The organism is Methylobacterium sp. NPDC097929 (genome assembly GCF_049543375.1).
GTDB lineage: Bacteria > Pseudomonadota > Alphaproteobacteria > Rhizobiales > Beijerinckiaceae > Methylobacterium.
Map to the genome: position 1 here is coordinate 1705140 of NZ_JBMVEP010000001.1, position 10278 is coordinate 1715417.

11 protein-coding genes are annotated in these 10278 nt (G+C 71.4%); 8 read left to right on the forward strand and 3 right to left on the reverse strand.

Going from position 1 to position 10278, the window contains the following annotated elements; all coding sequences use genetic code 11:
- Positions 1 to 67: 67 nt before the first annotated feature.
- The gene (locus ACPCJR_RS08015; protein WP_391511641.1) at positions 68 to 865 is read right to left on the reverse strand and encodes an endonuclease/exonuclease/phosphatase family protein; all 798 of its coding nucleotides are present in this window, start codon (positions 863 to 865) and stop codon (positions 68 to 70) included.
- 197 nt (positions 866 to 1062) lie between these two features.
- Here ACPCJR_RS08015 and ACPCJR_RS08020 point away from each other — a divergent pair, with 197 nt between their 5' ends.
- The 7 genes from ACPCJR_RS08020 (at position 1063) to ACPCJR_RS08050 (ending at position 7440) form a co-directional block, all read left to right on the forward strand.
- Positions 1063 to 1968, forward strand: coding sequence for an N-acetylmuramic acid 6-phosphate etherase (locus tag ACPCJR_RS08020; protein WP_391511236.1), 906 nt, complete (start codon positions 1063 to 1065; stop codon positions 1966 to 1968).
- Positions 1965 to 2972, forward strand: a complete 1008-nt coding sequence (locus ACPCJR_RS08025; RefSeq protein WP_391511235.1) for an SIS domain-containing protein — start codon at positions 1965 to 1967, stop codon at positions 2970 to 2972. The genes ACPCJR_RS08020 and ACPCJR_RS08025 overlap by 4 nt, the downstream gene beginning before the upstream one ends.
- A gap of 100 nt (positions 2973 to 3072) precedes the next feature.
- A complete protein-coding gene (gene nagA, locus ACPCJR_RS08030; protein ID WP_391511234.1) occupies positions 3073 to 4251 on the forward strand; it encodes an N-acetylglucosamine-6-phosphate deacetylase in 1179 nt (392 codons plus the stop codon).
- Positions 4252 to 4310: 59 nt separating this feature from the next.
- On the forward strand, positions 4311 to 4574 hold the full coding sequence (locus ACPCJR_RS08035) for a hypothetical protein (protein ID WP_391511233.1): 264 nt from the start codon (positions 4311 to 4313) through the stop codon (positions 4572 to 4574).
- 136 nt (positions 4575 to 4710) lie between these two features.
- Positions 4711 to 6591, forward strand: coding sequence for a glycoside hydrolase family 15 protein (locus tag ACPCJR_RS08040; RefSeq protein WP_391511232.1), 1881 nt, complete (start codon positions 4711 to 4713; stop codon positions 6589 to 6591).
- Positions 6592 to 6694: 103 nt separating this feature from the next.
- Positions 6695 to 6943, forward strand: coding sequence for a hypothetical protein (locus ACPCJR_RS08045; RefSeq protein ID WP_391511231.1), 249 nt, complete (start codon positions 6695 to 6697; stop codon positions 6941 to 6943).
- Between the two features lie 86 nt (positions 6944 to 7029).
- A complete protein-coding gene (locus tag ACPCJR_RS08050; protein WP_391511230.1) occupies positions 7030 to 7440 on the forward strand; it encodes a PilZ domain-containing protein in 411 nt (136 codons plus the stop codon).
- Positions 7441 to 7624: 184 nt separating this feature from the next.
- Here ACPCJR_RS08050 and ACPCJR_RS08055 read toward each other — a convergent pair whose 3' ends face one another.
- Positions 7625 to 8053 carry an HIT family protein gene (locus ACPCJR_RS08055; RefSeq protein ID WP_391511229.1) on the reverse strand — a complete coding sequence of 143 codons (429 nt, stop codon included), beginning with the start codon at positions 8051 to 8053 and terminating at the stop codon, positions 7625 to 7627.
- Positions 8054 to 8215: 162 nt separating this feature from the next.
- On the opposite strand from ACPCJR_RS08055, the gene ACPCJR_RS08060 reads away from it, so the two are divergent.
- The gene (locus tag ACPCJR_RS08060) at positions 8216 to 9232 is read left to right on the forward strand and encodes a cation diffusion facilitator family transporter (protein ID WP_391511228.1); all 1017 of its coding nucleotides are present in this window, start codon (positions 8216 to 8218) and stop codon (positions 9230 to 9232) included.
- 172 nt (positions 9233 to 9404) lie between these two features.
- Here the strand turns inward: ACPCJR_RS08060 and ACPCJR_RS08065 are convergent.
- Positions 9405 to 10278: hypothetical protein (locus tag ACPCJR_RS08065; protein WP_391511227.1), on the reverse strand; the 874-nt coding region annotated here is incomplete at its 5' end.

The following is a 10278-nucleotide window of genomic DNA, read 5'->3' on the forward strand; positions in this document are numbered from 1 at the left end:
CTCTTCCTGCCCCGGGCCTCCGCCGGGGCGGCCCGGAGTGACACCATGCGCGGCTCCGGCCCTGGGCTCAACCCGGTTCGATCCGGATCTCGGCCAGGATCGGAAGGTGGTCCGAGGCCAGCCGCGTCGGCGGATCGTTCACGACGCGCATGCGCTCGACCGCGATGCCGGCGCTCACGAAGACATGGTCGATGCGCAGCAGGGGAAAGCGGCTCGGGAAAGTCGCGCGGCCCTGCCGCCGCTCGGGGCCGACGAGCCTCCGGGCATCGGTGAGGTGCCGGCTCAGGCGGCGGTAGGCCCGCGACCAGCCAGTGGCGTTGAAATCGCCGAGCAGCACCACCGGCTCCCGGCAGGCCGGATCGCCGAGCCAGTCCGGCCCGAGCAGGGCCTCGGCCTGGGCGACGCGCTCCGCCCCCAGCAGGCCGAAATGCGTGGTGACGACCTGGAGCCGCGCCGTGCCCACGGTGATCTCGACCCAGAGCGCCCCCCGCGGCTCCAGGCCGGGGCGCCGGACGAGGCCGGGCAGGGCATCCGCCCGGCGCAGCCGCGAGGGGAGGTGGGTGAGCAGGGCATCGCCGTAGCGCTCCTCCTCGATGTGCAGGGCGGGGTGGAAATGCGGGTCCATGCCGACGAGCCGGGCGATCTCCTCCGCCTGATCGAGGCCGCCGGTGCGCTTGCGCCCGACATCGACCTCCTGCAGCGCGACGATGTCGGCCCGCGTCGCGGCGATCACCCGCGCCACCCGCTCCGGCGCCACCTGGCCGTCGGTGCCGCGGCAATGGCGGATGTTGTAGGTGAGCAGGCGCAAGGTTTGCGACCGCGCCGGCTCCTCCTCGATGGACGGCCCGCCCGGCCGCCGTCGGATCTGCCCCTCGCTCACGCCCTCTCCCTTGCGCTGCACCGCGCACGCGCCAACCGAACGCCGGTCCCGGCCAACCGATCCCTGATCCGGCGCGCCCGTGTTCCGGCCACGGTTTTCCGCTCCCCGCGGAACCGGGCCGGGGGTGACCTCTTTCGAAGAGGCGGGGGCTCGAGCGGAAGGGGCCGGACACGGATGAGCGGATGTCGGACGAGAAGGGCATGAGGACCGAGGACGCCAGCGCCCGCTACGTCGATCTCGACGCCTGGGCCGGGCCCGACATCCTCCAGGCGCTCTGGGAGGGCCAGCTCGCGGCGGTCGCCGCCGTGGGGCCGGCCCTGCCGGCGATCGAGGCCGCGGCCCGGGCCGCCGAGCCGGGCCTGCGCGAGGGCGGGCGGCTCGTCTATGTCGGGGCGGGCACCTCGGCCCGGATCGGCGTGCAGGACGGGGCGGAATTGCCGCCGACCTTCGACTGGCCGGAGGCGCAGCTCGGCTTCGCCATCGCCGGCGGGGAGGGCGCCCTGCTGCGCGCCGTGGAGAATGCCGAGGATTCGGGCGCCGACGGTGCGGCCTGGGTCGCGCGGGCCGGGCTCGGCGCCCGCGACGTGGTGGTGGGGCTGGCCGCCAGCGGCACCACGCCGTTCACGGTCGAAGCCCTCAAGGCGGCCCGCGCGCGGGCCGCCGTCACCGTCGGAATCAGCAACAATCCCGCCGCGCCGATCCTGCGCGAGGCGGCCCATGGCATCCTCGCCGTGACCGGGGCGGAGGTGCTGGCGGGCTCCACCCGCATGAAGGCGGGCACCGCCCAGAAGGTGATCCTCAACCTGTTCTCGACCCTGCTGATGATCCGACTCGGCCGGGTCTATCGCGGCCGGATGGTGGCGATGCGCGCGACCAACCGGAAGCTGCGCGCCCGGGGCGTGGCCATGGTCGCCGAACTCGCTGGCTGCCATGCGGAGGCCGCCGCCGAGGCCCTGGGCCGGGCGGAGGGCGAGATCAAGCGCGCGGTGCTGATCGCGGGCGGGGCCAGCCCGGCGCGGGCCGCGGACCTGCTCCTGCGCCACGACGGCAACCTGCGCCGGGCGCTGAACGAGGCGGGGCCGGCATGACGACCTTCATGGAGCGCGAGATCGCCGAGATCCCCGCCGCGGCGGACGCCGTGCTGGCGGCCGGGGAGGCGGCGCGGATCGGGGCCACGCTGCGCGACAAGAGATTTCCCTTCGTGGTGGTGTGCGGGCGGGGCAGTTCGGGCCATGCCGGCGTCCACCTGCGCTACCTCGTCGAGACCCGGCTCGGCCTGCCCGTCTCGGCGGCGGCGCCCTCGGTGGTGACGGGCTACGACCGCCCGCCGAGGATCGCGGGCGCGCTCTTCGTCGTGGTCTCGCAATCGGGCCGCTCGCCCGATCTCGTGGCGGCGACGCGGGCGGCACGGGCCGGCGGGGCGCTCACCCTCGCGCTCGTCAACGACCCCGATTCGCCCGCGGCCGCGGCGAGCGACCTCGTCCTGCCGATCCTTGCCGGGCCGGAACGGGCGGTGGCCGCGACCAAGACGGTGACGAACTCCCTGGTCGCGGGCGCGGCCCTGGTGGCGGAATGGGCCGGCGACCGGGCGCTCCGGGAGGGGCTCGCGGCCTTCCCCGAGCGCCTCTTCGCGGCGTTGGCCCTCGACTGGTCGGCCTGGAGCGCGGATCTGCGCGGGGCGCCGGCCGCCTTCGTGACCGGGCGCGGCCACGGGCTCGGCCCGGTGCGGGAGATCGCGCTCAAGCTCGCCGAGACCCTGCGCCTGCCGGCGCTGGGCTATTCCGCGGCGGAGCTGCGCCACGGCCCGCGCGCCTCCGTTTCCGCCGCCACCCCGGTTCTGGCTCTGCGCCAGGCCGACCCGCTGGCCGAGGGCGTCGACGCGCTCGTGCGCGACCTCTCCGGCGACGGCCTGCGCGTGCAGGCCTGCGGCGGGCCGCTCGGCACCCTACCCTGGCTCGACGACGGGCATCCCGCCTGCGATCCCATCGCCATGCTGGTGCCGGCCTACCGCGCCATCGAGGCGGAGGCGCGCCGCCGCGGCCTCGACCCGGACGCCCCCGCCGGCCTCACCAAGGTCACGGAGACGCTGTGATGGGAGATGTCGGGGGTTTCGAAAGGGCGAGCCCCTTCGCGGGTCCAGGGCGGAGCCCCGGAGGGATGCCGGGGTTCCACCCCGGCGCCCCGCCAAAGGGATGATCCCTTTGGAATTCCGGAACCATCACGCGATTGCCGCCGAGCGCGTCTTCGACGGCGAGCGCTTCCTGTCCGACCGCGTCGTGGTCCTGCGCGAGGGGCGGATCGCCGACCTCGCCGCCGAGCCGCCCGCAGGCCTGCCCGTCACCCGCTTGGCCGCGGGCGCGATCCTGGCGCCGGGCTTCGTCGACCTGCAGGTCAACGGCGGAGGTGGCGTGCTCCTCAACGACGATGCGAGCGTGGCGGGGATCGCCCGCATCGCGGCGGCGCACCGCCGGGGCGGCACCACCGCGCTGCTGCCGACCCTCATCACCGACACGCGGAGCGCGATCGCCGCCGCGATCGAGGGCGTCGCCGCGGCGATTCGCGCCGGCGTACCCGGCATCCTCGGCATCCATCTCGAAGGGCCGTTCCTCAGCCCCGCGCGCATCGGCATCCACGATCCCGCGCGGATCGCGGAGTTCGGGCCGGGCGACGCGGACCTGCTGAGCGGGCTCGGCGCGCGCGGCCTCACCCTGGTGACGCTGGCGCCCGAGCGGGTGCCGCCGGGCGCGGTGGCCGATCTCGTCGCCCGCGGCGTCCGGGTCTGCGCCGGGCACACGGCGGATGACGGCCCGGCGATCGAGGCCGCGCTCGATGAGGGGCTGGCCGGCTTCACCCACCTGTTCAACGCCATGTCGCAGATGGGGCCCCGGGCGCCGGGCGCGGTCGGCCTTGCGCTCGCCGAGGGGCACGCCTTCGCCGGGATCATCGCCGACGGCCACCATGTCGGCGACGCGCAGCTTCGTCTGGCGCTTCGCCTCAAGGGCCGCGAGCGGCTGATGCTGGTGAGCGACGCGATGCCCCCCGTGGGCCGTCCGGCCGGCGACCCGCGCGGGGAGGGCGCCTTCACCCTGTTCGGCCGCCGCATCACGCTCTCGGGTGACCGCCTCACCGGAGCGGACGGGACGCTGGCCGGCGCCGCGATCACCCTGGCGCAGGCCGTGCGCCACATGAGCACCCGCGGCGGCGCCTCGCTCGAAGAGGCCCTGAGCATGGCCTCGCTGACCCCCGCCCGCTTCCTCGGGCTCGAGACCCGCCTCGGCCGGATCGCCCCGGGCTACGCCGCCGACCTCGTCGCGCTCTCCCCCGATCTGAGCGTGCTCGGCACCTGGATCGGCGGGGAACATGCACCCTGAGGCGCGGTTCGCTCCATCACGAAGCCCATCGGGCTGAACGTCTTGGAAGGATCGAACCCATGAACCATCCGCTTCGCAGCGGCCTCATCGCGCTCGCCGCCGCGCTCACCCTGGGGATCGCCGGCCCCGCCGCCGCGCAGGACACCGGCGGCAATTCGGGCAGCGGGCTCTCGCCCTCGGCGAGCGCCACCGGCAACGACCGCTCGGCCGGGGTCAACAACGGCAATTACCGGCGCCCCGGCGGCTACGGCACGCGGCGCGCCTACCGCCCGATCGCCGGGCAGCCGCGCCGGCTCATGCGCGGCAGCGCCCGCCGCTACTGATCGGTCGCCCGCAACGCCCGTTGTGCCCGGCGGGGCGGCCGTCCCGGCTGCCCCGCCGCCTGTTCCCCGGTGTCGCAGGGTCGAACACCCGTCCGTATCGGAGCGTTGCCGCGGCGCGACTCGACCGGGAGCGACCGTGACGGACAGACCCATCGCCGACTACGCCGTGATCGGCGATACCTGCACCACGGCGCTGATCGCCCGCGACGGTTCCCTCGACTGGCTCTGCTGGCCCCGGCACGACGGCCCGGCCGTGTTCCTGGCGCTGCTCGACGACGAGCGGGGCGGCACCTGCCGCCTCGTCCTCGAGCGCACCACCGACATCGCGCGGCGCTACCTGCCCGGCACCAACATCCTCGAGACGACCTTCACCACCGAGACCGGCCGGGCGGTGCTCACCGATGTCATGCCGCTTCACCCGCACGAAACGGTGCCGGAGGAGGGGCCGGACGGCGATGCCCGGGGCCGCGTCGTGCGCCGGCTCGTCTGCGTGTCGGGGCAGGTCTCCGGCCGCTGGCTCCTGCGCCCGACCTTCGATTACGCCCGCGCGCCGAGCGAGGTGAGCGGAGAGGGCCAGGGCCGGGTGCGCTTCCGCGGCGGGGGCGACACGATCCGCGCCGCCTGCGCCGTGCCGCTCACGCTCGGCGACGGCGCGGCCGAGGGCCGCTTCGCTCTCGCGCGGGGGGAGCGCGCCGACCTCGTGATCGCCCACGGCGCGGGCGAGGCCGGCGAGGATCTTCTCGGCGAGGTCGAGGCTTCGCTTGCCGCGACGCGGGCCTATTGGGAGGAATGGTCGGGCCGCTGCACCTACGAGGGACCGTATCGGGAGACGGTGCTGCGCAGCGCGCTGACCCTCAAGCTGCTCACCCACGGGGTCTCGGGCGGCATCGTCGCCGCGGCGACCGCGGGGCTGCCGGAGGCGGTGCCGGGCAACCGCAACTACGATTACCGCTACGTCTGGATGCGGGACGCGAGCTTCACCGTCACCGCCTTCGTCAATCTCGGCTACGACCGGGAGGCGGCCGAGTTCCTGCGCTTCCTGCGCGAGGCCGACCCGAGCCGGGGCCGCGAACTCCACCTGATGTACGCCCTCGACGGCGCGGTGCCGGCCGAGGAAGCCCTCGATCACCTGCGCGGCTGGCGCGGGACGGGCCCCGTGCTGATCGGCAACGCCGCCGCGGAGCAGGAGCAGTACGACATCTACGGTGAGTTCCTGGTGGCCCTGCACGGCTATCTGGAGGCGGTAGAGTTCGACCCGCCGGTCAAGGTCAACGACCACCTGCCCGAGGCGCTCGCCCACCTCACCGGCCACATCGTCCGCTCTCGCCACGCGCCCGATCACGGCCTCTGGGAGTTGCGCACGGACAAGCGCCAGAGCCTCCACACCAAGGCGATGCTCTGGGTGGGGCTCGACCGCGCCGTGCAGATCGCCCGCGCCGATCCCCGGCACCGGCTCGCCGACCCGGACACGGTCGCGGGCTGGGAGCGGGCGGCGCAGGAGATTCGCGCCGAGTACCACGCGCGGGGTTGGAACGCGGCCCGCGGCGCCTACACCATGGCCTACGACTCGGACGATCTCGACGCGGCGGTCTTGCGCGCCGTGCTGTTCAAGGCCTTCGAGCCCCGCGACCCGCGGGTGGCCGCGACCCTCGACCGGGTGAGCGCGGAACTCGGCGCGGGCGACCTCCTCTACCGCTACCGGCTCGACGACGGCCTGGAGGGGGAGGAGGCGACCTTCACGGCCTGCGCCTTCTGGCGGGTCGGCTGCCTCGCGCTGGCCGGCCGCATGGAGGAGGCCACGCCGCTGTTCGAGCGGCTGATCGCCCGGGGCAACGACCTCGGCCTGTTCGCCGAGGAGATCGATGCGCGGAGCGGGGAGCAGCGCGGAAACCTGCCCCAGGGCTTCACCCACATGGCGGTGATCAACCACGCCGTCCGCCTCGCCGCCACCCACGCGGGAGAGACCCCGACCGAGGAACCGGATTGCCGGGCGGACGTCGCACCCGCTCCGGCGTGACCCTTCCGGGAGCAGGATCGGGGCCGGGCCGGCCCGCTCGACACAAACCCGACCGATTGTCGGGCTAGCTCCTCCGCCGGGGCGGCGAAGCGGAGGATGTCCGATGCGAAGCTACAACCTGTTCCACCGCCGTGGCCGGGAAGCGCTCTGCTGCGCGGTGCCGGAGAGCTGCGCCGTGCCGCGCTTCGTCGGCGGCCGCCGCTGGACCTTCGGCGGCCGGATCGACGGCAGCGCCAGCCCTCCCCCCGGCTTCGACGACCGCGCCGCGGCCACCGCGGTGCGCTTCAACGGCTTCTACCTGTTCCAGTGCCTCGACGAGCGCCCGGCGGATCGCACGGCCGGCCGGTCCTGAGCGCGATCCCGGCGAGCATTCCTTAACGGCCGGCATGCGAGAACGGCCGTCAGCACGGGTGGAACCATCCGGGACGAAGGCCGGTCATGAGCAGCGAGAAGCGCCAAGAGGTCCGCAAGCGGACCTTCCTCAAGGGACGCATCCACTTCAACAAGGGTGCGTCCAGCATGGACTGCCTGATCCGCGACTTCTCGGAGATGGGCGCCCGGCTGGAGCTCAGCGAGACCAACACCTTGCCGGAAGTGTTCGACCTCTACATCCCGCAGAAGGAGCTGACGCTCCGCTCGAACCTGCGCTGGCGCCGCGGCGACGCGGTCGGCGTCGCCTTCTCGGAGGCGTCGAAGCCCGTCTCCGAGCCGGCTCCGGCGGCGGCGGACCCGTCGCTCGCCGTGCTGCTGCGCCGGATCACGGAGCTGGAGGCCGAGAACGCGGCCCTGCGCTCCGTCCTCGCCACGATGGGCGCCCGGCCCGCCTCCGCAGCGCCGCCCCTCGCCTGATACGATTTCCGTTCGATCGCTTCGGTCTCTTCTCTCGTCCTTGCGAGGCGAAGCCGAAAGCAATCCAGGGCTCCGTCCCTTCCGGACCCGTCGCGCTCCGGGTCGCTTCGGCTCCGCCTCGCGATGACGGAGAGGAAGGCCGAGGCGATGGACCGGAGACGATATGAGGGGTCGAGCCGTCCGGTCAGGCCTCGTCCAGCGCCGCGCGGATGCGCGCGGCATGCTCGGCGAGCACCGCGTTGTCGGCCATGCCGCCCTCGTGGCGCTTGAGCGGCACGCCCTCGTGCCGCGGCACGAGGTGGACGTGCAGGTGGAACACCGTCTGCCCGCCGGCCGGCTCGTTGTACTGGAACACGCTCAGCCCGTCCGCCGCGAAGGCCGTCTTCACCGCGCGGCCGACCCGCTGCACCGTGCCGATCAGGGCGCTGAGCGTCTGCGGCTCGGCATCGAGCAGCCCGCGGGACGGCGCCTTGGGGATCACCAGGGTGTGGCCCTCGCCCTGGGGCATCACGTCCATGAAGGCCAGCGTGTGCGCGTCCTCGTAGACCGTGTGGGCGGGAATCTTCCCGCGCAGGATTTTTCCGAAGATGTTGTCCGGATCGTAGGGCGTCATCGCGCGGCTTCTCCCAAATCGGGCGGCAGGTTGCACGGGCGGCCCCGCTCCGTCCACCGCGGCCGGGCTCTCGATTCTCCCGGGCAACCGACGCGGCAACCTCGGCCGAGGCGGCGGCGTTGTTGAGCCCGTGACGGCGGTGGACGCCGCGGAGAGCGGGACATGGCCGAGAGCACGGGTGCGATCTACACGGCGGCGGGCGCCAACCTCGCCATCGCGGCGGCGAAGTTCGTCGGCGCCTTTCTCACCGGCTCGACGGCGATGCTGGCGGAGGGCGCGCACTCGCTGGTCGACACCGCCAACCAGATCCTGCTGCTGGTCGGCCTGAAGCGGGCCAAGCGGCCGGCGGACGCGCGGCATCCCTTCGGCTACGGGCGCGAGGTCTATTTCTACGCCTTCATCGTCGCTCTGTTCATCTTCCTCGGCGGCGGCACCTTCGCGATCTACGAGGGCGCCCACAAGATCGAGCATCCCGAGCCCGCCGCCGACGCGACCGTCTTCGGGGTCCAGCTCTCCGGCTTCTGGGTGAACGTCTCGATCCTCGGCTTCGCGATCCTGGCAGAGGGTTATTCCTGCGCCGTCGCGCTCAAGGCGTTCTGGGCCGAGAAGGGCCGGCGCGGCGCCATCACCGCGATCCAGCGCAGCAAGGACCCGGCGCTCTACACCATCCTCGTGGAGGACGTGGCGGCGCTGATCGGCCTCGTCATCGCCATGGCCGGCGTCGTGCTCGCGCACCTGCTCGACATGCCGGTGCTCGACGGCTGGGCCTCGATCGGCATCGGCCTCGTGCTGATCGGCATGTCGATCTTCCTGATGGTCGAGACCCACGGCCTGCTGATCGGCGAGGCGGCGGACCCGGAGGTGGTGCGCGCCATCCAGGACGCGGTGCGCGAGGAGCGGGCGGTGCAGGCGGTCAACGAGGTGCTGACCCAGCATCTCGGCCCCTCCGACATCCTGGTGAACCTGAGCCTCGACTTCGCCGACGAGGTGCCCGCGGGCGAGGTCGAGCGCACGGTCGCCCGGCTGGAGCGGCGCATCAAGGCGCTGAACCTCAACGTCACCCGCGTCTTCATCGAGATCCAGGCCAAGGGTGCCCACGCCGCCGAGGCCCCCGGCTCGTCGGCGCCCGCGCCCACCGGTCACGACGCGGCCCCGCCCGGCTCGGCCGTGCCGGCCTGAGGGCCCGGGGTTGAAACCCTTCAGCTTGATGCTCTGAATGGCCGCTGTGGCTTGCAGAAGTTCAAACCGCGGCCTGTTGGGTCAGATGATCTGCCAAGCACTGCGGACGATTGGATTATATTCAGGTATTCCCGACAGACTAGACTGTGTAATAACGCCTATACGCGATATTTTAGAGGTAAGGTCTCAAGCCTTTTCCATGGCAATATCGGTACTTTTTTCCGCTATCACATTCGCATGTGCGGTTGCCGCGAATGCTTATCCACTGTGGTAAAAGTGTATTATAGACCTCAAAGCCAATTTGCCGGACGCAGGCTTTTTCCAAGTCTAAAAGCGGTCTCTCAATCTCTCCATACTTAGATATCCATCCGGCCTCATTTGCTTTCGCAATTTTGTAAAAATCTTCGTCAATTTGTGGATCAACGTGAGCGCCCCCAGCCTGATTTGCGGTATGGAGAATAAATCCAGATCGTGCCATCGAGACTCGGCCGGGAGAGCAGAATACTTCCTCATTCCACCAGTCATTGAAAGAACAAGATCGGGGTATTTTCAGGAAATGATCTAAAATTGGCCAGTATATTGCACCATCTGATTTTACGCTCAGTCCTACCAGCGTATGCGAGGGCATCAAGTTCCTTGGGTTTACCGGCGGACTAAACGACAAGAATGGAATGCTCTTAAGCCCGATTTGGCCGACGACAGATTTCGACTGTCTGTGGTCATAGATAAGAACGCGAATGGCAAGCGCAATTCGGCGGAATTCATCGCTGTCGCCAGCGTCGTAGGCATCGCATGATTTCTTTAGTAGTTTGAGTTGCGCACGGAATTCTTCCTGAATTTCGGTCAGGGCAACCTGAACACGCGGACGAGGGGGATTTTTAGCGTGCTTCGCGGACATCTCTTTTGCCACAACCTTCGTCGCTGCCAACTTCGGTATCTTGAGGTCGCCGACTAGGGCCTGTCGTCGCGTGAACGGACTGCGAGATCTGGCGTTTTCTCGTTTTCCGGTGAGGAGGCGTGATGCTGTCAGACGCGCAGTGGGGTGA